The sequence below is a fragment of the Streptomyces sp. NPDC093252 genome (assembly GCF_040683675.1).
Lineage (GTDB): Bacteria > Actinomycetota > Actinomycetes > Streptomycetales > Streptomycetaceae > Streptomyces.
Genome location: NZ_JBFBEM010000003.1, coordinates 237,657 through 256,922, shown reverse-complemented (window position 1 = coordinate 256,922; position 19,266 = coordinate 237,657). Strand labels below are relative to the sequence as shown.

The window sequence follows — 19,266 nt, the reverse complement described above, 5'->3', positions numbered from 1 at the left end:
CGGCCGTTGGTCGCTATCAGCATGGGTGGATTCTGGCGGGTGGGTCTGACATGGCCGCAGGGCGCTTCTCCGAACTCGTACACCACAACACGCTTACTCGTATAGACGAGTGGGCAAGTTGTGTGGCAAGGTGAGTGTGCGATCCCGATCAAGGGACTCACAGGACCCATCTTGTATAGACGAGTAGATAGGAGTGTGCCTTGCGCACCATCCGCGTGGAGACCTCCGGAGCGACGATCCTCCTCACCGAGGCCCCCGAGCCGAAGGTCCGCGACCGGCAGACCGGCGAGATCGCCAAGGACGCCAACAGCGGTGAGGCGCTGATGACCATCGGCGTCGTCTACATTGAGGACGGCGAGTCGTCGCTCATCAAGGTCACTGTTCCGGAGGGCGGCATCTCCGAGGGGCTGACTCTCGGCGCGCCGGTCTCGCTGCCGGGCCTCGTCGCCCGGCCGTGGGAGTCTGTCTTCAACGGCCAGCAGCGCCACGGCATCGCCTACCGCGCTGCCGCTGTCACTCCGGCCGCCTTCCCGGCCGCGACCGGGGCCGCCGCCTGATGTCCGACCTGACGACGCTTCTGGAAGTGGGTGGTCCTGTCGCCGCACTCGGCGGCGGGGCCGCCTACGCCCGGGCCAAGCACCCGGGGGCGTACTGGTCCACGGTCGGTCTGCCGGTGTCCACGGTCCGGCTGCTCAGCTCGTACTGCTCGGTCATGGAGGCGTGTGGCCTGACCGTGGCGCCCTCCCGGCTGCGGGTGCTCGCCGTGAAGGCCATGACGCAGCGCGAGGTGCGGCCCGTGCCGCCGCGTCGGGGCCTCATCCGGCCCACCACGACCGGGCTGCGGATACGCCTCCGCCTGGCGCCGGGCCAGGAGCCCGCCGACGTCGCCGCCTCGGCCGAACGGCTGCGGCACGCGTGGGGCGTTCACGCCGTGTACGTCACCACCGTCAAGCCGGGGGTCGTCGAGCTGCGGCTCGTGGGGTACGACGTCTTACGGCGGGTGCGCATGCCGCGCAAGATCGCGGGCGGCTTCCTGAAGGTGCCGGTCGCCCTGCGAGAGGACGCCACGCCGTTCGTCCGCGACTACCGCACCATCCCCCACCAACTCACCCTTGGCGCCACGCTGTCCGGCAAGTCCATGTACCTGCGGCACCTCATCACCGGACTCGCTCCTCAGCCGGTCGCCCTCGTCGGCATCGACTGCAAGCGGGGTGTCGAGCTGGCGCCATTCGCGCCCCGGCTCTCCGCACTCGCGACCGACCCGGAACAGGCGGCTGAGCTGTTGCCGGTGCTGGTCAAGGAAATGGAGGACCGATACGACCTGATCAAGGCCCGGCAGGGCATCGCCCCCGGCACCCCGGACGAGGAAATCACCTCCCACATCTGGGGTCTGCCGGAGCACGAACGCCCGGTACCGGTAGTGCTGTTCGTGGACGAGGTGGCCGAACTCTTCATGGTCGCCACAAAGAAGGACGAGGAATGGCGCGACGAGATGGTCACCCAGCTCATCCGCCTCGCCCAGCTCGGCCGCGCCGCCGGCATCTACCTGGAAGTGTGCGGCCAGCGCTTCGGCGCCGAACTCGGCAAGGGCGCCACCATGCTCCGTGCCCAGCTCACCGGCCGTGTCTGCCACCGAGTCAACGACGAAGCGTCCGCCAAGATGGCCCTGGGCGACATCGCCCCCGAAGCGGTCTCCGCCGCTTGCTCCATCGCCCCGGAACGGCCTGGCCTGGCCGTGGCGGGCGACACCTCCGGCGGCTGGTCCCGCATCCGCACGCCGTACCTCTCCCTCGGCGACGCTGCCGAGACCTGCCGCGAGTCGGCCCACCTGGTGCCCGACCTCCCCGCCCTGAAGCGCTTCCGGCCCGACGTGCCCGAGCATCCGGTCGAGAGCACGCCGCTGGTCGTCCTGCCCCACCCGGTCACCGACTGACCTTCCCCCGCCCGACTCCGGAAGGAGCCGCATCATGCGTGCCCACCTGGCCCGCGTCGACGCGGTGCTCGTCCAGGCGTTCATCGCCGCCGCGCTGTCCTTCGCCCATCTCCACGACGTCGCTGTGGCCGCCGGACAGGACGGATGGAAGGCGTGGGCCTACCCCGTCTCCGTCGACCTGCTGCTGGTCGCCGCCTGGCGTCGACTGCGCTCCGGGCACGGCAAAGCGGCGGCCTGGTGCTGGTTCGTCATCGCACTCGCCGCCTCCCTCGGTGCCAACATCGCCACCGCCGGCCTTCTCGACCTCGGCAACGTCCCGCCCTGGCTGCGCATCCTTGTCGCGGGCTGGCCCGCAATCGCCTTCCTCGGCGGAACCCTGCTCGCTCACACCGCACCCACGACGGACTCCGAACCCGAGGTCACCGAGGACCAGGAGGACGAGCCCGAAACCGCGTCCGAGCCACCTGCCCAACCGGCCATCGAGGCACCGCAGCAACCCCCGTCCGTACCCGTCCCGTCCGCCCTGGTCGACCACGCCCGCAAGGTCGCTGCCGAGCACCACGTCCGTACTGGCGTCCCGATCGACACCCTCACGCTCCGTGCCCGCCTGGGCGTCCCGGCCCCGATGGCCGAGGCCATCGCCGCCCACCTCTGAGAGGAGACCGCGTGTCCGCCAACCGCAGCTTCCGCAACGTCACCCGCATCGGCCCCGTTCAGGTCGGTACCGCCTACGACAACCGGGGCCGTGAGAAGCACACCGCGGCCTGCACGGCTCCGCGTTGCGGCTTCTCCGCCGACTACGACAGCCGCGCCGCCGCCGAACTGGCCGCTCGCACCCACCGCTGCCCCGTCCGCTGAAAGGACCCGGACAACCGTGACCGTCAGCCTGCCGCTCGTCGTCGTCCTCGGCTTCTTCGCCTGGGGAGCGATCAAGTTCCTCGGCGTCCGTACCTGGATCGTCGTCCTGATCGCTCTGTTCGGCTTCTGGCTCTCGCACACCTTCCTGGCTCCCGCCATCGAGTCCGGCACGCGCTCCGGTGTGAGCGTCGTAAACGGCTCACATGCCTAGACGAGTAGATAAGGAGACGCCCGCTGTGTTCCTGCCCAAGTACCCGGACAGCCCGACCCCGCCGCCCGCCCACACCCACGCACCGGCCGACCCGGCTCCCGCCCGACGCGGCCTCCCGTCGCCCCGGTGGATCAGAAGACGGTCGCGACGGTGCTCGTCGCCGGGGTGGTCCTAACCGCGCTCCTGGCCGCCGTCGCCGTCACGGCCATATCCGTGGCCGTCGCCGCTGTCGTCGTGCGCTCCCTGCTCCGCGATCAGTGCCGGCGCTGACCAGCCGAACCGCACCCGGGGCGGCCACGACACGGCCAAGCATCCGGCCGCCCCGGGCCATCACTCCTGACCGATCCAGTCAGAAGGAGACCGCCATCTTCACCCGCACCACCCCGCCCCCGCTCCCGGAACTCACAAGGCTGGCCGAAGGCGGCACCCTGCCCGGTCTCCTCCGGCAGCTATCCGGGCTCGGCGGCTGCACCAACCCGATCCGCCTCGACGGCCACCGCACCGAGTACGACATCGACACCACCACCGGCGAGATCGGCCACGTCCTCCACCACCTCAACTCGACCGCCCTCCCGGCCGGCCAACTCCTCGTCCGCTGCAACAACCGCCGCACCACCCGCTGCTTGGCCTGCGCCGAGGTCTACCGCCGCGACACCTTCCACCTCATCACCGCCGGACTGCGCGGCGGCAAGGGCACCCCGGAACACGTCGCTGCGCACCCCCGCGTCTTCGCCACCTTCACCGCCCCCGGCTTCGGCCCGGTCCACAACCGCCGCACCGACAGCCGCCCCTGCCGCTGCGGCACCCACCACGACCAAGACGACGACGCCCTTGGTACCGCGCTCGACCCGGACACCTACGACTACGAGGCGGCCGTCCTCTGGAACGCTCACGCCGGGCAGCTCTGGCGGCGCTTCTCCGTCTACCTGCGCCGTGAGGTGGCCAAGCGGGCGGGTCTGTCACAGCGGCGGTTCCGCGACCACGCCCGTGTTTCCTTTGCCAAGGTCGCCGAGTACCAGAAGCGCGGAGCCGTCCACTTCCACGCCGTGATCCGCCTCGACGGCCCCAGCGGCGCAGACACCCCGCCCCCGCCCTGGGCAACGGCCGAACTCCTCACCGACGCCATCGAGGCCGCTGCTGCAAAGGTCCGTGTCGACGGTCCGGTCATCGACGGCCGCGCCCACACCTTCACCTTCGGTCGCCAGCTCGACGTCCGCACGATCCGCTCCACCAACTTCAACGACGGCCAGGAGCTGACCGAGCGGGCCGTAGCGGCGTACATCGCCAAGTACGCCACCAAGGGGGCCGAGACCGCCACGGGCGCCCTGGACCGGCCGTTGAAGTTCGCCGCCGAACTCGCCCAGCTCGACATCAGCGACCACGCCCGCCGCCTCATCCGAACCGCCTGGACCCTCGGCGCACGCAAGGACCTGGAACACCTTCGCCTGCGGGCCTGGGCCCACATGCTCGGCTTTCGCGGCCACTTCTCCACCAAGTCCCGCCGCTACTCCACGACCCTCGGCGCCCTCCGCGACGCACGCGCCGAATGGCGCCGAGCACAGGCGGCGGCACTCAACGGCCCCGAGACCGAGACGACGTACGTCCTCGCCCACTGGGTGTTCGCTGGCACCGGCCTGTCCGACGCCGAAGCCTGGCTTGCCGCATCCCTCGAACCCGCTCCCGGAACGGAAGGAGAACCCACTCATGGCTGACCGCTACCTGACCGTGGCGCAGGTGGCCGAACTCCTTGGCACTACGGAACGCTTCCCGCGTCGCCTGATTGCCGAGCGACGCATCGTGTTCGTCAAGGTTGGCCGTCACGTCCGCATTCCGGAGAGCGCGCTGAAGGCCTTCATCGACGCCAACACGGTGCAGGCGATCGGTCATCGGGGCCGCTCCCTGCGGAGGGTTGCCTGATGGCCAACAAGAAAGGCAGGCGCCGAGACTTCGGTTCCGTCCGACAGCTTCCGTCCGGTCGTTGGCAGGTCCGCTACCGAGACCCGGAGACAGGGCAACTGCGTCCCGCTGAGAAGACGTACGCCACCAAGACCGACGCTCAGGTCGCCCTGACACACATCGAGTCGGACATCGCGCGCGGGCAGTGGTCGGACCCGGACGCCGGGGCGGTGAACTTCGGCGACTACGCCACCGCATGGCTGCGGGACCGCAAGCTGGCCGACCGCACTCGCGAGCGGAACGAGTCGGTGATGCGGCTGCACATCCTGCCCACTTTCGGGGCCGGAACGGTGGCCGACGTGACGACTCCTCGCGTGAGGAGTTGGCGCGGCAGGCTCCTGGCGGCTGGCGTCGGCGAGCCGTCCGTCGTCAAGGCATACCAACTGCTGCGTGCCCTGATGAACACGGCCGTGGATGACGAGCTGATCCGGCGCAACCCGTGCCGCATCAAGGGCGCGGACCGTTACGACGTGCCCGAACGGCCAGTCCTCACGGTGGCGGAGGTCTTCGCCGTGGCCGACTCCATCGCGCCGCGCTACCGGCTGCTCGTCCTCCTCGCGGCCTTCACCACGCTGCGGTTCGGGGAGCTGGCGGCCTTGCGGCGCCGGGACATCGACCTGGAGGCGCTGACTGTCACTGTGCGCCGCGCTCAGGCCGAGCTGCAGGACGGCCGGCTCTTCGACAAGGCGCCGAAGTCCGCGGCGGGGGTGCGCTCCGTCTCCTTCCCGGCCGAACTCCTCGATGCGGTCACGCACCACCTGGAGCACTTCGCCGCTCCCGGCCGTGACGGGCACGTCTTCGTCGGCCCCCAGGGCGGACAACTGCGGCGGAGTAACTTCCGGGACGACTGGGTCAAGGCGCGGAAGGCTGCGGGCGTCACGGCCGAACTGCACTTCCACGATCTTCGACACACGGGCAACACGCTGGCCTCGACCGCAGGGGCCAGCACCCGCGAGCTGATGACCCGCATGGGCCACAGCAGCTCCCGTGCCGCTCTGATCTATCAGCACATGACCAGCGACCGGGACCGCGCCCTGGCAGACCGGCTCGGTGCCATGATCCGGGGTGGTGGGGGAGTGACCTCCGAGAAGGACCCTGCGGGCCCGTAGTGGCACGTCTGTGGCACGACCCCTGAAACGCCGAAGGGCCAGCCTGGGAGGGGATCCCTCCTGAGCTGGCCCTTCTCTCTGTGCCCCCGGCAGGATTCGAACCTGCGACACCCGCTTTAGGAGAGCGGTGCTCTATCCCCTGAGCTACGAAGGCGAAGGCGGCGTTCATGCAGGACGGGCCCGTGGGGCGGGCCGCCGCCGACGTCAGTGTAGCGGGTGGGAGTTTCGGGGTTGGGCGGAGTCGGGGGCGGGGGGTGGGGGAAATAAGGGGTGGAGGCGGGGGGACGGTGCGTGTTTGCATGGGCTCATGGTGTCTCCTGAGAGGTTGCTCGCCTTCGGTGCCATGTCGTTCCTGCTGATCGTGGTGCCCGGTCCCAGTGTGCTGTTCGTGGTCGGGCGGGCCCTCAGTCAGGGGCGGCGGGCCGCGCTCACCTCGGTGGTGGGGAACACCGTCGGGGCCTATGTGCTGATCGTCGCCGTCGCGCTCGGGGTCGGGTCGCTGGTCGAGCGGTCGGTCGTGCTGTTCACCGTGCTGAAGCTCGCCGGGGCCGCCTATCTGGTCTATCTGGGGGTTCGGGCCTGGCGGGAGCGCGGGGCGCTGGCGCAGGCCGTGGACGCGCGGGGCGACGGTGGCGGCGGTGGGGTGCGGACCTTCTGGGAAGGGTTCGCCGTGGGTGTGACCAACCCCAAGACCATTGTCTTCTTCGCGGCCGTGCTGCCGCAGTTCGTCGACCGGGCGCAAGGGCAGGTCGCCGCGCAGATGCTGCTGCTCGGGCTCGTGTTCAGCGCGATAGCGGTCGCCTCCGACACCGTGTGGGGGCTGGCCGCCGCCACCGCCCGGGACTGGTTCGCGCGCTCTCCCCGGCGGCTCTCCGCCGTCGGCGGGGCGGGAGGGCTCGCCATGATCGGGCTCGGGGTCACCGTCGCCGTCACCGGGCGGAGGGAGTGAGGGAGTGGGGGAGTGGGGGAGAGGGGCGGGGGCGGGGCCCATGCGGGCGTCCTCACCCCGACACCCCGAAACTCCGGCACTCCGGCGCCCCGGCACCCCGGAAAGGGTGGATCGGTCGTGCCAGGCGTTGTGCAGCCTCGCGTGAGCCGGCGCGGGTTGGGGCAGGGCCCGCCGTCGGGGCGCGTATGTCGGTGGCACCCGGCACCTCGGGTCCAGCGGCGGAAAGGGGATCGGCTTCCGCCGTGCTCAGGCCGCGAGGGTGATCGTGCCGTGGACGAAGACCTCGTCGTCCGCGACCGGCTTCACCCGTGACGCCGGTCGCGAGGCCGTCGAGCTGCCGCTCACCCGGGAGCGCCCGCCCGATGCCATCGCCTGCGCCGACGACCTGATCGCCATCAGCGTCCTCGGCACCGCCCGCGCGCTGCGGCGGCTCGGTGTCCCGGGCGACCTCGCCGTCACCGGCTACGACGGCATCGACGCCGCCTCCCTGGTCGCCCCGGCGCTCCTCACCGCCGTCCACCCCGTCTGCGGGCGGGACCGGTGGCACCGCCTAACCGCCGATGCCACCGATGCCACCGACGCCGCAGCCGAGCCCGTCTGTGAACTCGTCGTCGCCGACTCCTTCGGGTGGCGCGAGTCCGGGTGAGGCTTCAGCGGGGAGCCGGGATCCCTTCGTCCGTGGGGGCGGGCTGTGGTGTGTCGCGGGGCAGCCGCAGGCAGTAGCCCACCCCCCGCACCGTGTGGATCAGCGGTGGGTCGAAGCGGTCGATCTTGCGGCGCAGGTACTTCACATAGGTCTCGATGATGCGGGTGCTCCCGGCGAAGTCGGGGTGCCAGACCTCTTCGACGATCCGGCGGCGGCGCACCACCCGGCCCGCGTCGGCCATCAGACAGGCGAGGAGACTGAACTCGGTGGGGGACAGGGGGATGTACTCGCCCGCCCTGTGCACCTCGTGGGCCGCCCTGTCGAGCCGCAGGTCGGCGAAGAGGAGGACGGTGTCGTCGGGGAGGGGGGTGGGGGGAGTTGGGGGAGTGGGGGGAGTGGGAGTGGGGGTGCCCAGGAGGGTGTTCAGGCGGGGGAGGAGGTCCTCGATGGTGAAGGGCTTGGGGAGTTGGTCGTCCGCGCCCGCCCGTGCCCCGGCCGGGCCGTCGCCGGGGCCCCGGGTCAGCAGGAGTACGGGGGTGTCGTCGCCGGTGGCCCGCAGGGCGCGGGTCACCTGGAGGCCGTCGAGGCCGGGGAGGGCGGCGTCGAGGAGGACCGCGTCGGGCGAGGTCCGTTCGATGTCCCGCAGGGCGCACCGGCCGGAGCCCGTGCCCGTCACCGTGTAGCCGGTGAGGCGGAGCACGGACTCCAGCAGGGTCCGGAGGGTGTCGTCGCCCTCGGCGACCAGCACCCGGCGCGGGGCGCGGGCCGGGTCCGGCATCAGCGGACCGGCGGCGGCGGGGCGTTGCCCGCCCGGCCCGGGTTCACGGCCTCCAGGTCGACGGCCATCCGGATGCTGGCCCGTGCCAGCCGGGCCGGGTCGGCGCGGTTCCAGGTGACGGTGAGCAGCCCGTCGGCGGCGGTGTCGCCGGTGTAGAAGGCGTCGGTGGCGTTGGTGGTGCGGGGCAGATCGTTCCCGGTGTACGGGGAGATCCCGGAGACGGCCTCGATCAGTTCCTCGGGGAAGAAGACCTGACCGGTGTGGACGGTCTGGCCCTCGGCGTACGCCTGGTCCAGGAAGACGCCCCGGGTGTGCACCTTGGTGTGGATGTGCACGGTCCGGCCGGTGTACCAGCCCGGCACGATCGTGCGGAAGCGGACCCAGCCGTCGCGGCCGGTCATCTGGAAGCCGCGCAGATAGGTGGTGGTGCTGTCCGGGGCGAGCTTGGGGATGGCGCCGGGGAAGACGAGTTCGCCCTCGTTCATCGCCTCGGAGGTCTCCTCGTACCCCGAGTAGATGCCGAGCGCGTCGCACTGCCAGATGTCGACGGAGGCGTCCGGCACCGGGTCGCCGGTCTCGGCGTCGAGCACCTGGATGCGCAGGTCGAGGGGGGTGCCGGGGTGGCCCTCGGTGATGTTGACGCGGTGTTTGTCGTAGTCCAGGTAGTAGGGGCCCTCGGTGGTCTCCTTGGTGAGGGGCAGGACGTCTTCGGCGGAGGAGGTTAAGGGGGTGGTTGCGGTGCCGGTGCCGGTGCCGGTGCCGGTGTTGGCGGTGGCGATGTATGTGCCGCTCAGGCCGATCGCGGTGATGCCCGCGCCGCCGGCCACGATGACATGGCGGCGGCTCATGGGGAGGTGCTGGTGGTCTGCCATGGCCCGGACGCTAGGAACCGTTCCTGAGAGATCGCCATGAAGACGGCCCGTTTCCCGGACGCGGCCCGGACATGTGCCCTTTGGGGCAGTCGTCGACGCCTTGTCACCCCAACTCCTCATACAGGGAATACAAGGTGGGGTAGTGGGGCAGATCAGTTGGTTCGGGTCACCCGCACCGTGTGGTTGCCGTTCGGATCCGCCGAGGTCACCGCGATGGTGATGCCGTTCCCCGGGTCCTTGAAGGTCTCGCCGGGGACGAAGGGCGCGTCGGAGAGTTCGGCGTGGACATTGGGCGAGCGGGTGCAGCCGCCGCTGTCCCGCCGGGAGTCGTGGACCCGCACCGGCCCCTGCCCGGTGTCGATGTCGGCGTCCACCTTGTAGATCAGTACGCCGGAGCGGCACACCGTCTCGTCGTTGCCGCCCCGGGTGCGCAGTTCGACCGCGTAGCCGGTGCGGGCGTCGACGGGGACGACGACGAGTTTGGGGCCGCCCGGCCGGGCCAGCGGGGTCAGGGCGTGCTCGGAGGTGCCGGGGGCCGAGGCGCAGGCCACCTGGGCGGGCCGGAGCCAGCCCAGCTTCCACTTGTGCCAGCCCAGCAGATCGTTGTTGGCGCCCCAGTCCTCGCTCATGATGTCCCAGTGGCCGACCGCGCCGCCGCCCTCCTGGGTGTAGAGGTCGGGCAGGCCGAAGACATGGCCGTTCTCGTGCGGGAGGACGCGGTAGCCGGTGCGCCGGTAGGAGCCGGAGCCGTCGTCCTGGCGGGAGTAGACGAAGGACGCGTTGGCGACCGGGACGCCGTCGGCGGTGGGCGCGTCCGGGTTCCCGGCGAAGGTCACGGACAGTACGGTGTCCAGCGCCGAGGGGCCCGCGTTGGGGGTGACCAGGACGTTCAGCAGGTCGTAGCGGCTGAAGTCGACATCGGGGTCGGCGGCGGTCACCAGGTCCTGGACCAGGTGCCGGTAGCCCGGGTCGAAGGGGGCGCCGCGCTCTATGCCGTACTCCTCGAAGGTCCTGGGCATGCGCAGCCAGTCGGTGACGGGGGCCTCGGAGCGGTAGTCGAGCCGGCCGTAGGAACTGGTGCGGAACCAGTCGGTGGTCTGTGGGAAGAACTCCCGGTAGCGGTCCAGGGCGCTGCCCTGGCCGGGGGCGTCGGGGAAGTCGACCATCAGGCTGAGCGCGCGCACGGTGCCGGTGGACGCGGCATAGCCGCCGGTGGTCGGTACGCCCTCGGACATCAGCACCTCCTCCCGGCCGCTGATCATGCAGGGGCCCTGCGCGGAGGAGCGGGACAGGGCGGCGGCGCCCGCTGCCGTCGAGCCGACGGTGTGCCGTCCGGTGCCGGCGGCGGTGCTGACGGCGAAGGTCAGCGCGGTCACCGAGGCGAGGGCGGCGAAGCGGCGGGGGCGTATCCGGCCGCCGCGGCGTATCCGGCTGCGGGAGGGCTGCATGGGGGGCCTTTCGCTCCGGGCAGCCACCGTCCCGGGGCGCGGCGGGGGAGGGCCGGTACCGGTTGCTGCCTTTCGCCCACCCTGTGTCGAAGTCCCCCCGGTCGCGCGCCGGGAGGGCCGAACGTGGGGTCGGGTGCGGCGGGCGGGGGAATTTCCCGGCCGGAGTGTTGCGGAAGGGGAGTTCGGGGTCCGTGGCGGGGTTGCCCGGGGTGCGGGGTTCGTGGCGGGGTTGCCCGGGGTGCGGGGTTCGTGGCGGGGTTGCCCGGGGTGCGGGGTCCGTGGCGGAGTTGCCGGGGGTGCGGGGTCCGCGAGTGGGGTGACCCAAGGCCGGTCAGTGTTGTGACCCAGGTCATATGAATTCTTCGCCGGGTCGGGAAATAACCGGGGACGCCGTCCCCGTTTAACCACGCGTACGACGATCCGGGGACCGACTCCCCGGTTCACTCAGCAGACCGACGCCCGGCCGGACCCCGCGCCGCCGGACGGACACCGAGGAGGCCCTCCGTGGACACCGCGACCCCCGTGCGCCGCAAGGCACCCCGGCCCCGCGCCGATGCCCTGCGCAACCGGGAGCGGATCGTCATCGCCGCCCGGGAACTGTTCGTGGAGTACGGGGGCGACGCCCCGCTCGACGAGATCGCCCGCCGCGCCGGTGTCGGCAACGCCACGGTCTACCGCAACTTCCCGGACCGCGATTCCCTGGTCCGCGAGGTGGTCTGCTCGGTCATCGACCGCACGGCCCGCGCCGCGGAAGAGGCGCTCGCGGAGTGCGAGGACCCGTTCTCGGTGCTGGAGCGCATCGCGCACACCGCCGCCGACGAACGGATCAGCGCCCTGTGCCCGATGATGACCAGCAGCTTCGACCGCAGCCATCCCGATCTGGAAGCGGCGCGGATGCGGTTCGAGGCACTGGTCGATGAGGCCCTGGACCGGGCCAAGGCCGCCGGGCAGGTCCGTCCGGATGTCGGGGTCGGTGATCTGATGCTCGCCGTCGCCCAGCTCAGCCGGCCCCCGGCCGGCACGGTCTGCGTGGGCGTGGACCCGTTCGTACACCGTCATCTTCAGTTGTTCCTGGACGGGATGCGGGCACCGGCCCGCTCCGCGCTGCCGGGGGCCGCGGTCACCATGGAGGATCTGCGCCGGAGCACAGCCCAGCGATGAGTTCGGCCGCCGGCCACAGTCACCACGCCCATCACACCCATCACGTCCATCGCGTCCATCACCCTCACCACGCCCATCACACCCACCCGAACCACATCCGTCACGCGTCCCGCTGAGCGTGTTCGGCGTTCCTCTCCACAAGCCCGAAATTTCATCAGGTTCCAGCAGATCTCGATAGATCCGCTGCCATGGACCTCCCTCGTCTCTTTCTCGCCCATCCCCTTCTTCATCTTCTTCATCTTCTTCATCCCGTCCCGTCACACATATCCGTCACGAAGTCCCGAAGTGGGTACACCCATGTCTGCACCAGCCGTCAAGGCTTCCGGCGCCTCCGGGCTGCCGGCCTCCGATCCGGGTCGCTGGAAGGCCCTGATCTTCATCGCGCTCGCCCAGTTGATGGTCGTCCTGGACGCCACCATCGTGAATATCGCCCTCCCCTCCGCCCAGCAGGACCTGGGCATCTCCGACGGCAACCGGCAGTGGGTCGTCACCGCCTACGCCCTGGCCTTCGGTGGTCTGCTGCTGTTCGGCGGCCGGATCGCGGACCTGTGGGGGCGCAAGCGCGCCTTCGTCATAGGTCTGGTCGGCTTCGCCGTGGCCTCCGCGCTGGGCGGCGCCGCCACCAACGAGGCCATGATGTTCGGCGCCCGCGCCCTCCAGGGTGTCTTCGGCGCCCTGCTCGCGCCCGCCGCGCTGTCCCTGCTGGCGGTGATGTTCACCGACGCCAAGGAGCGCGCCAAGGCGTTCGGCATCTACGGGGCCATCGCCGGTGGTGGCGGTGCCGTGGGTCTGATCCTCGGCGGGTTCCTCACCGAGTACCTGAACTGGCGCTGGACGTTCTTCGTGAACATCCCGTTCGCGGTCGTCGCCGCCGTCGGTGCCTGGTACGTGATCCGGGAGCCCGGGGGCGGGCGCAACCGCTCGCCGCTCGACGTCCCCGGTGTGATCCTCTCCACCCTGGGTCTGGTCGCGCTGGTCTACGGCTTCACCCGCGCCGAGTCCGAGGGCTGGAGCGACGCGCTCACCGTCGGCATGTTCGTCGCCTCCGGTGTGCTGCTGCTGGCGTTCGTGCTGGTCGAGTCCAAGGTCAAGGCCCCGCTGCTGCCGCTGCGCGTGGTCACCGAGCGCAACCGGGGCGGGATCTACCTCTCGCTCGGTCTCGCCGTCATCGGCATGTTCGGTCTGTTCCTGTTCCTGACCTACTACCTCCAGATCGTGCAGGGGTACTCGCCGGTCCGTACCGGCTTCGCCTTCCTGCCGATGATCGCGGGCATGATCGTGGGCTCCACCCAGATCGGCACCCGGCTGATGACCCGGGTCGCGCCCCGGCTGCTGATGGGACCGGGCTTCCTGGTCGCCGCCGTCGGCATGCTGCTGCTGACCCAGTTGGAGGTCGGCACCTCCTACACGGCCGTACTGCTGCCGGGGATGCTGCTGCTCGGCCTTGGTATGGGTACCGCCTTCATGCCGGCCATGTCGCTGGCCACCCAGGGGGTCGCCCCGCGTGACTCCGGGGTCGCCTCCGCGATGGTCAACACCTCCCAGCAGGTGGGCGGCGCGATCGGTACCGCCCTGCTGAACACCATCGCCGCCTCCGCGACCACCTCCTACATCGCGGACAACATCGCGGGCGCGGGCACCAACCGCTCCGCGCAGGAGCTGGTCCAGCTCCGTGGCATGGTCGAGGGCTACACCAGCGCCATCTGGTTCGCCGTCGGCATCCTGGTCGCCGCCGCGCTGATCGCCTTCGTCATGGTCAACGCCGGACGCCCCGGCTCCACCACGGTGGCCTCCGGCGCGCAGGACGGCGAGGGCGCCCACGACGAGGCACCGGTGCCGGTGATCGCCCACTGACCGGGGTACCCGGTCACACCGGGACCCATCGGGGTACCCGGTCATGAACGGACGGCATCGGGATCGCGTGCAGCGCGCATCGCGGGCAGCGCGCATCGCGCATCGTGCATCGCGCGTCCCGCCGTCCGGCCCCTCGGGACCGCCGTACACGGGAGGAGGGGACGCCTCCCCGTACGGCACTCAAGGACCTGCCCCGGCCTCCGCCGGGAGAGCGGCTCAGCGGAGCCAGGGCAGGTCCGCACCCGCTTCGCTCGGCTGAAGTCCCTCGGCGACGATCCGCATGATCTCGCCGAGGGACTTCTGCTGTTCCGGCGTGAGCCGCGCGAACAGCGCCTGCCGTACGGCGTCCACATGGCCGGGCGCGGTGCGGCGCAGCACCTCGTACCCCTCGTCGGTGAGGACGGCGAGCTGGCCGCGCTTGTCGGAGGGGCAGTCCTCCCGGCGCACCCAGCCCCGTTGTTCGAGGCGGGCGACGGCGTGCGAGAGGCGGGAGCGGGTGATCTTGGCGTGCCGGGCCAGTTCGGTCATCCGCAGCCGCCGGTCGGGCGCGGCGGAGAGCTGGACGAGCAGCCCGTAATAGATGTGCGGCATGCCCGCGTCCCGCTGGAGCTGCCGGTCGAGATGGTCCTCCAGCAACGTGGTGGCGTGCAGAAACGCCTGCCAGACGCGCTGTTCTTCGGCGCTGAGCCAGGTGGTCATGGGTCCACTCTACGACCCATCTCCTTGAACTTTGAACAAAGAGGTCGTACGGTGGTGGCTCATAATGCTTTAGCTTTCAAGCAACTCGGCTCGCTTGCTCGCTCGCCCCACCGACCGGAGGGTCCCCGTGGTCACCGCACCCGCTTCCCCTGTACCCGCCCCCTCGCGGATGCCCGCCCTCTACCTCAGTCATGGCGCCCCGCCGCTCGCCGACGACCCCGTCTGGCCCGGTGAACTGGCCGCCTGGGGCGCCGGTCTGCCCCGCCCCAAGGCGATCCTCATCGTCTCCGCCCACTGGGAGGAGGCCCCCCTGGCCCTCGGCGCGGTCCACCCCGTCCCCCTGGTCTACGACTTCTGGGGCTTCCCCGAGCACTACTACAAGGTCCGCTACGAGGCCCCGGGCGCCCCCGCCCTCGCCGACTCGGTGCGCAAGCTGCTGCGCGCCCCCGGCACGCCCGTACAGGACATACCGGACCGGGGTCTGGACCACGGGGCCTATGTGCCGCTGGTCGAGATGTTCCCGGACGCCGACATTCCCGTCCTCCAGATCTCCATGCCCACCCTCGACCCCCGGCGCCTGATGGACGTCGGACGCCGGCTCGCCCCGCTGCGCGACGAGGGGGTGCTGATCGTCGGCTCCGGCTTCTTCACCCACAATCTGGCCGCGCTGCGCCACACCGGGCCGGGGGTGCCGACCTGGTCGGCGGAGTTCGACGACTGGGGCCGCCGGGCCCTGGACACCCAGGACTGGGACGACCTGCTGGACTTCCTCGACAAGGCCCCGGCCGGGCGCTACGCCCACCCCCGCACCGAGCACTTCGCCCCGCTGTTCGTGACGATGGGGGCGGCGGAGGCGGCCGGTGAGCTGGACGCCCAGCGGTCGGTGATCGACGGGTTCTGGATGGGGCTGGCCAAGCGGTCGGTGCAGTTCGGCTGAGGCGGGGAGGGTTCCGGGTTCCGGGTTCCGGGTTACTGGTCCCCGGTTACGGGCTCCGGGCTCCGGGCTCCGGGTTTCAGGGGGTGCGGCGCGGGGCGGTTCCGGCGGGTGTGCCGTCATGCGGTGCGGTTCGGGCGGGCCAGGGCGCGGTGCGGAGTGGTTCGGGCGGGTAAGAACCGGATGTGGCGTTTCCAAGGATTCGCCGTGAGTCCGCCGCCGTGGCAACCATCGGGCGGTGCGGTCCGTCTTCTAGGGAGAAGGGCTGCTGAAGGGCTGGTGGAGGGGTGCGGACGGGCCGCCGGGCGGGAGGGCGGCTGCGGAGAGGGCGTCGAGACCTTCTCGGTCACCGGTCCGACCTGCATCGTCGTCCCTTCCGAGGGCACCCTGCGTCCCGATGCGGCGGCACAGGGTACTGCATGATCAGAAAATTGGGGGACGCGAGGGGAATTCTGTCCGGTTTCCAGTCGTTGATTCCATCGAGTGCAGGGCACACGGAAGACAGGTGCCGGGCATTCCAGGACCACCCGCTGACCCCACCATCGCAAGGGAGCACGCATGGCAACCCGTGCCGTCGCCCGTCGTAAGTCCACCGCCGGTGGGACCTCCGACGCGGCACACAGCGTTCGCACCTCTGGCGGCGAGATCGCCGACCGCGACCTGGTCGGCATGTACCTCGACGAGATCGCGCGCACCCCGCTGCTCGACGCGGCCAAAGAGGTCGAGCTGTCGCAGACCATCGAGGCGGGTGTGTTCGCGCGACAGGTCCTGGAGGGTTTCGAGGAGACGAAGACCGACGCCAGCCGCGCCGAGCTGGAGGCCCTGGTGGCCGCCGGCGAGCGGGCCAAGGACGTCTTCATACGCTCCAACCTCCGTCTGGTCGTCGCGGTCGCCCGGCGCTACCCCCGCAGTGGTCTGCCCCTGCTCGACCTCATACAGGAGGGCAACGCGGGCCTGGTCCGCGCGGTGGAGAAGTTCGACTACCGCAAGGGCTTCAAGTTCTCCACGTACGCCACCTGGTGGATCCGGCAGGCCATCACCCGCTCGATCGCCGATCAGTCGCGCACCATCCGGCTGCCCGTGCACCTCGTGGAGGAGCTGGGCCGGATCCGGCGGGTGCAGCGCGAGTTCAACCGTGACCAGGGCCGGGAGCCGGAGCCCGAGGAGATCGCGAAGGAGCTGGGCTCCACGCCCGAGCGCGTCGGCGACGTCCTCGACTGGGCGCGCGACCCGGTCTCGCTGAACATGTCGGTGGACGACGAGGGCGAGACCCAGTTCGGCGACCTGCTGGAGGACACCTCCGCGGTGTCCCCGGAGCAGTCGGTGCTGACCCTGCTGCGCAGCGAGGAGCTGGACGACCTGATCGGCCGCCTCGACCAGCGCACGGCCTCGATCATCAAGATGCGCTACGGCATAGACGACGGCCGGGAGCGTACCCTGACCGAGGTCGGCAAGGAGCACGGGCTGACCCGGGAGCGCATCCGGCAGATCGAGAAGCACGCCCTGCTGGAGCTGAAGAAGCTGGCCCGGGACACCGGGTTCGACGCGGTCGCCTGAGGCACGGCGGTGAATCGGGTGGCATCGGGAACCAAACTTCCGGGCACACGAGTTCACCATGAGGTGGTGTCGACGCTGTCACCGGGCCGCCCCGCCTGACGGCAGCACCGCACGACCCCGACGAAGACGGCCATACGGCGGCCACGACGACGGCAACGACAACAACTGAGACCACGTCCCGACGCTACAACCCCCCCCGGCGCCGGGACTTTCCCAGAGCCGGGCTCTCGGCGCCTCCCCCCTGGCGTCGGAGCCCGGCTCCCTCTCTGTCCGCACCCGCAGAAACGCGAAAGGCGGGGCACCCCGAACCTGAACCCCGGGGTGGCCCGCCGGATGGCAGATTCTGCCACAGCGGCATAGCCTGCCGAAGTGAGCAGCACCACCCCCGCACAGAATCGCCCCGATTCCCCGTCGTCCCCCGCGCCTTCCGCTTCTCCCGAGCCCTCCGTTCCTCCCGCGCTGTCCTCCCCTCCCGTGCCGTCCGCTTCTCCCGCCCCTCCGGCGAGTGCGGCTGCCCCGGCCTCCCCCGCCGGGTCGCTGACCGAGCGGCGGAAGGCGGCGACCCGGATGGAGATCGCCCGCGCGGCGGCCGGGCTCTTCGCCGGACAGGGGCTCAGGGCGACCCGGGCCGAGGACATCGCGCAGGCCGCCGGGATCGCCCCGCGCACCTTCTACCGCTACTTCGCGACCAAGGAGGAGTCCGTCGCCCCGCTCTACGCCGCCGGAGCCCAGCGCTGGGCCCAGGCGGTCCGGGACGCCCCGGCCGGGCTGACGGTGCCGGAGGCGCTGGAGTACGCGGTGCGGCACACCTTCACCCCGGGTGCCGGGGTGTCGGCCGCGTCCTGGGAATGGGTGCGCACGCTGGTCCGGCTGGCCGAGACGAGCCCTTCCCTGGGCCGGGTCTGGGCCGAGGTGGGCCGGACCTCGGAACGGGACCTCGCCGAGGTGCTCGCGGCCCGGACGGCACGCGGGGACGGCGACGGTGGCCCCGGCGCCGGCCCCGGGGCCGGGGCTGGTGATGGCGGGCACGGCGGCCCCGGCGACGCTGCCGACAACGTTGCCGACGAGGCGGCGGCCCCGGCACCCCCCTCCCCCGCGCTGCGGTTCGCCGCAGCCGTCGCCAGCGTGGCCGTCCGGGTGGCCGTGGAGGCGTGGGCGGCCGGTGATGCCCCGGCGGGCGGCTCCGGCGGCCCGGCCGCGCTGGCCCTCGGGAACCTGGCGGCCCTGCGGGAGTTCCGCTGGGAGGAGCTGTGAGCCGACTCGCCCCTCGCTAGTCCGCCCGTTACCGGTCCGCCTGTCACTGGTTCGCCCGCCCCTCACCCGCCCCCCCGCCGCCGCCCGCACCAGCCGCGCCCCCAAATCCCCCACGTAGGAGACGAGTTCGGCCGGTTCGCGGACCGTGAACTCGAAGCCGAGCATCGCCAGCCGCACCCCGAACCACTCCACCGGGTCCTCGGTGGTGCCGCGCAGCTCGCAGCGGTCGTCGCCGAGCGGCTGCGGGGTGCCCAGGAACGCCGGGAGCCGGGCGGCGACCTCGGCGGCGGGGGCGGCGAAGACGATGGCGAAGTCGTAGGAGGCGCTCCGGCGGTTGATCGAGCGCCGCAGGTACTCCGCGGCGCTGCCGGTGGGCAGTTCGCGCGGGGTGAAGCGGGCCCCGGTGGCGAAGGGGTCGCCGACCCGGTCGACCCGGAAGGTCCGCCAGTCCGCGCGGTCGACGTCGTAGGCCACCAGGTACCAGCGGCGGCCGGTGGAGACCAGGCGGTGGGGCTCGGTGAGGCGGCGGGACTCGGTGCCGTCGCCGGAGCGGTAGGCGAACCGCAGCCGCTCGTGCCCGGCCACGGCGGCGGCCATGGCGGTGAGTGTCTCGGGGGCGATGGTGGGACCGTCGCCGCTGGTGAGCGGGGTGGTGGCGGCCTGGAGGGTGGCCACCCGGTGGCGCAGTCGGCCCGGCAGCACCTGCTCCAGCTTGGCGAGCGCCCGCACCGACGCCTCGTCCACGCCCTCCAGCGCGTGCCCGGCCCCGGCCCGCAGTCCGACCGCGATGGCGACGGCCTCCTCGTCGTCCAGGACCAGCGGGGGCATCGCCTTGCCCGCGACCAGCCGGTAGCCGCCGTCGGAGCCCTTGGTGGCCTGGACGGGATAGCCGAGTTCGCGCAGCCGGTCGATGTCCCGGCGGATGGTGCGCCGGGAGACCCCGAGGCGGCCGGCGAGTTCGCCGCCGGGCCATTCGCGGGGCGTCTGGAGGAGGGAGAGCAGGGTCAGCAGCCGTGCCGGGGTGTCCGTCGTCATACCGACGAGCAT

The 19,266-nt window shown here is 71.5% G+C and carries 18 protein-coding genes, 1 tRNA gene and 3 pseudogenes; 16 read left to right on the top strand and 6 right to left on the bottom strand.

Annotated elements, in window-relative coordinates:
* The first annotated feature begins 200 nt into the window (after window positions 1–200).
* From AB0O01_RS07140 to AB0O01_RS07100, 9 genes and pseudogenes are all read left to right on the top strand, one after another.
* Window positions 201–557, top strand: coding sequence for a hypothetical protein (locus AB0O01_RS07140; RefSeq protein WP_030790247.1), 357 nt, complete (start codon window positions 201–203; stop codon window positions 555–557).
* Window positions 557–1,933, top strand: a complete 1,377-nt coding sequence (locus AB0O01_RS07135; protein ID WP_365311469.1) for an FtsK/SpoIIIE domain-containing protein — start codon at window positions 557–559, stop codon at window positions 1,931–1,933. The genes AB0O01_RS07140 and AB0O01_RS07135 overlap by 1 nt, the downstream gene beginning before the upstream one ends.
* Window positions 1,934–1,967: 34 nt before the next feature.
* Window positions 1,968–2,588, top strand: coding sequence for a DUF2637 domain-containing protein (locus AB0O01_RS07130; RefSeq protein WP_365311468.1), 621 nt, complete (start codon window positions 1,968–1,970; stop codon window positions 2,586–2,588).
* A gap of 11 nt (window positions 2,589–2,599) precedes the next feature.
* Window positions 2,600–2,791 (top strand): mobile element transfer protein, encoded by a 192-nt coding sequence (locus tag AB0O01_RS07125; protein ID WP_249457435.1) that lies wholly within the window; start codon window positions 2,600–2,602, stop codon window positions 2,789–2,791.
* 16 nt (window positions 2,792–2,807) lie between these two features.
* Entirely contained in the window at window positions 2,808–3,002 is a 195-nt protein-coding gene (locus AB0O01_RS07120) for a hypothetical protein (protein WP_184965503.1), read from the top strand.
* A gap of 25 nt (window positions 3,003–3,027) precedes the next feature.
* Window positions 3,028–3,272 (top strand): annotated as a pseudogene (locus AB0O01_RS07115) (SpdD protein).
* A 140-nt stretch (window positions 3,273–3,412) separates the two neighbouring features.
* The gene (locus AB0O01_RS07110) at window positions 3,413–4,714 is read left to right on the top strand and encodes a replication initiator (protein WP_365311776.1); all 1,302 of its coding nucleotides are present in this window, start codon (window positions 3,413–3,415) and stop codon (window positions 4,712–4,714) included.
* Window positions 4,707–4,919 (top strand): excisionase family DNA-binding protein, encoded by a 213-nt coding sequence (locus tag AB0O01_RS07105; RefSeq protein ID WP_365311467.1) that lies wholly within the window; start codon window positions 4,707–4,709, stop codon window positions 4,917–4,919. The genes AB0O01_RS07110 and AB0O01_RS07105 overlap by 8 nt, the downstream gene beginning before the upstream one ends.
* Window positions 4,919–6,067: a tyrosine-type recombinase/integrase gene (locus tag AB0O01_RS07100; RefSeq protein ID WP_365311466.1), complete on the top strand. Its 1,149-nt coding sequence runs from the start codon at window positions 4,919–4,921 to the stop codon at window positions 6,065–6,067. The genes AB0O01_RS07105 and AB0O01_RS07100 overlap by 1 nt, the downstream gene beginning before the upstream one ends.
* A gap of 81 nt (window positions 6,068–6,148) precedes the next feature.
* On the opposite strand, the gene AB0O01_RS07095 is transcribed toward AB0O01_RS07100, so the two are convergent.
* Window positions 6,149–6,221 (bottom strand) — tRNA-Arg (locus tag AB0O01_RS07095).
* 153 nt (window positions 6,222–6,374) lie between these two features.
* Here AB0O01_RS07095 and AB0O01_RS07090 point away from each other — a divergent pair.
* Window positions 6,375–7,016, top strand: coding sequence for a LysE family translocator (locus tag AB0O01_RS07090; RefSeq protein ID WP_365311465.1), 642 nt, complete (start codon window positions 6,375–6,377; stop codon window positions 7,014–7,016).
* Between the two features lie 184 nt (window positions 7,017–7,200).
* A pseudogene (locus AB0O01_RS07085) lies at window positions 7,201–7,662 on the top strand (substrate-binding domain-containing protein); the annotation flags it as partial.
* A 4-nt stretch (window positions 7,663–7,666) separates the two neighbouring features.
* On the opposite strand, the gene AB0O01_RS07080 reads toward AB0O01_RS07085, so the two are convergent.
* The 3 genes from AB0O01_RS07080 to AB0O01_RS07070 form a co-directional block, all read right to left on the bottom strand.
* Window positions 7,667–8,440, bottom strand: a complete 774-nt coding sequence (locus AB0O01_RS07080; RefSeq protein ID WP_365311464.1) for a response regulator transcription factor — start codon at window positions 8,438–8,440, stop codon at window positions 7,667–7,669.
* On the bottom strand, window positions 8,440–9,312 hold the full coding sequence (locus AB0O01_RS07075) for an intradiol ring-cleavage dioxygenase (RefSeq protein WP_365311463.1): 873 nt from the start codon (window positions 9,310–9,312) through the stop codon (window positions 8,440–8,442). The genes AB0O01_RS07080 and AB0O01_RS07075 overlap by 1 nt, the downstream gene beginning before the upstream one ends.
* 152 nt (window positions 9,313–9,464) lie before the next feature.
* Window positions 9,465–10,760 carry a M6 family metalloprotease domain-containing protein gene (locus AB0O01_RS07070; protein WP_365311462.1) on the bottom strand — a complete coding sequence of 432 codons (1,296 nt, stop codon included), beginning with the start codon at window positions 10,758–10,760 and terminating at the stop codon, window positions 9,465–9,467.
* Window positions 10,761–11,264: 504 nt separating this feature from the next.
* Between AB0O01_RS07070 and AB0O01_RS07065 the strand changes: the two genes are divergently transcribed.
* A complete protein-coding gene (locus tag AB0O01_RS07065) occupies window positions 11,265–11,921 on the top strand; it encodes a TetR/AcrR family transcriptional regulator (protein WP_365311461.1) in 657 nt (218 codons plus the stop codon).
* A gap of 297 nt (window positions 11,922–12,218) precedes the next feature.
* Window positions 12,219–13,775 carry an MFS transporter gene (locus AB0O01_RS07060; protein WP_365311460.1) on the top strand — a complete coding sequence of 519 codons (1,557 nt, stop codon included), beginning with the start codon at window positions 12,219–12,221 and terminating at the stop codon, window positions 13,773–13,775.
* A 216-nt stretch (window positions 13,776–13,991) separates the two neighbouring features.
* Here AB0O01_RS07060 and AB0O01_RS07055 read toward each other — a convergent pair whose 3' ends face one another.
* Window positions 13,992–14,474: a MarR family transcriptional regulator gene (locus AB0O01_RS07055; protein ID WP_365311459.1), complete on the bottom strand. Its 483-nt coding sequence runs from the start codon at window positions 14,472–14,474 to the stop codon at window positions 13,992–13,994.
* A 169-nt stretch (window positions 14,475–14,643) separates the two neighbouring features.
* Between AB0O01_RS07055 and AB0O01_RS07050 the strand changes: the two genes are divergently transcribed.
* From AB0O01_RS07050 to AB0O01_RS07040, 3 genes are all read left to right on the top strand, one after another.
* Window positions 14,644–15,411: a class III extradiol ring-cleavage dioxygenase gene (locus AB0O01_RS07050; protein ID WP_365311458.1), complete on the top strand. Its 768-nt coding sequence runs from the start codon at window positions 14,644–14,646 to the stop codon at window positions 15,409–15,411.
* 555 nt (window positions 15,412–15,966) lie between these two features.
* Window positions 15,967–16,965, top strand: coding sequence for a sigma-70 family RNA polymerase sigma factor (locus AB0O01_RS07045; protein WP_365311457.1), 999 nt, complete (start codon window positions 15,967–15,969; stop codon window positions 16,963–16,965).
* 474 nt (window positions 16,966–17,439) lie between these two features.
* Window positions 17,440–18,219 (top strand): TetR family transcriptional regulator, encoded by a 780-nt coding sequence (locus AB0O01_RS07040; protein WP_365311456.1) that lies wholly within the window; start codon window positions 17,440–17,442, stop codon window positions 18,217–18,219.
* Between the two features lie 75 nt (window positions 18,220–18,294).
* Here AB0O01_RS07040 and AB0O01_RS07035 read toward each other — a convergent pair.
* A pseudogene (locus tag AB0O01_RS07035) lies at window positions 18,295–19,254 on the bottom strand (WYL domain-containing protein); the annotation flags it as partial.
* Between the last annotated feature and the right edge of the window lie 12 nt (window positions 19,255–19,266).

Coding starts and splice junctions, on each gene's coding strand:
- AB0O01_RS07075 (WP_365311463.1), bottom strand. CDS start 9,312: ATGGCAGACCACCAGCACCTCCCCATGAGCCGCCGCCATGTCATCGTG.
- AB0O01_RS07130 (WP_365311468.1), top strand. CDS start 1,968: ATGCGTGCCCACCTGGCCCGCGTCGACGCGGTGCTCGTCCAGGCGTTC.
- AB0O01_RS07100 (WP_365311466.1), top strand. CDS start 4,919: ATGGCCAACAAGAAAGGCAGGCGCCGAGACTTCGGTTCCGTCCGACAG.
- AB0O01_RS07080 (WP_365311464.1), bottom strand. CDS start 8,440: ATGCCGGACCCGGCCCGCGCCCCGCGCCGGGTGCTGGTCGCCGAGGGC.
- AB0O01_RS07070 (WP_365311462.1), bottom strand. CDS start 10,760: ATGCAGCCCTCCCGCAGCCGGATACGCCGCGGCGGCCGGATACGCCCC.
- AB0O01_RS07105 (WP_365311467.1), top strand. CDS start 4,707: ATGGCTGACCGCTACCTGACCGTGGCGCAGGTGGCCGAACTCCTTGGC.
- AB0O01_RS07090 (WP_365311465.1), top strand. CDS start 6,375: ATGGTGTCTCCTGAGAGGTTGCTCGCCTTCGGTGCCATGTCGTTCCTG.
- AB0O01_RS07045 (WP_365311457.1), top strand. CDS start 15,967: ATGGCAACCCGTGCCGTCGCCCGTCGTAAGTCCACCGCCGGTGGGACC.
- AB0O01_RS07135 (WP_365311469.1), top strand. CDS start 557: ATGTCCGACCTGACGACGCTTCTGGAAGTGGGTGGTCCTGTCGCCGCA.
- AB0O01_RS07060 (WP_365311460.1), top strand. CDS start 12,219: ATGTCTGCACCAGCCGTCAAGGCTTCCGGCGCCTCCGGGCTGCCGGCC.
- AB0O01_RS07055 (WP_365311459.1), bottom strand. CDS start 14,474: ATGACCACCTGGCTCAGCGCCGAAGAACAGCGCGTCTGGCAGGCGTTT.
- AB0O01_RS07050 (WP_365311458.1), top strand. CDS start 14,644: ATGCCCGCCCTCTACCTCAGTCATGGCGCCCCGCCGCTCGCCGACGAC.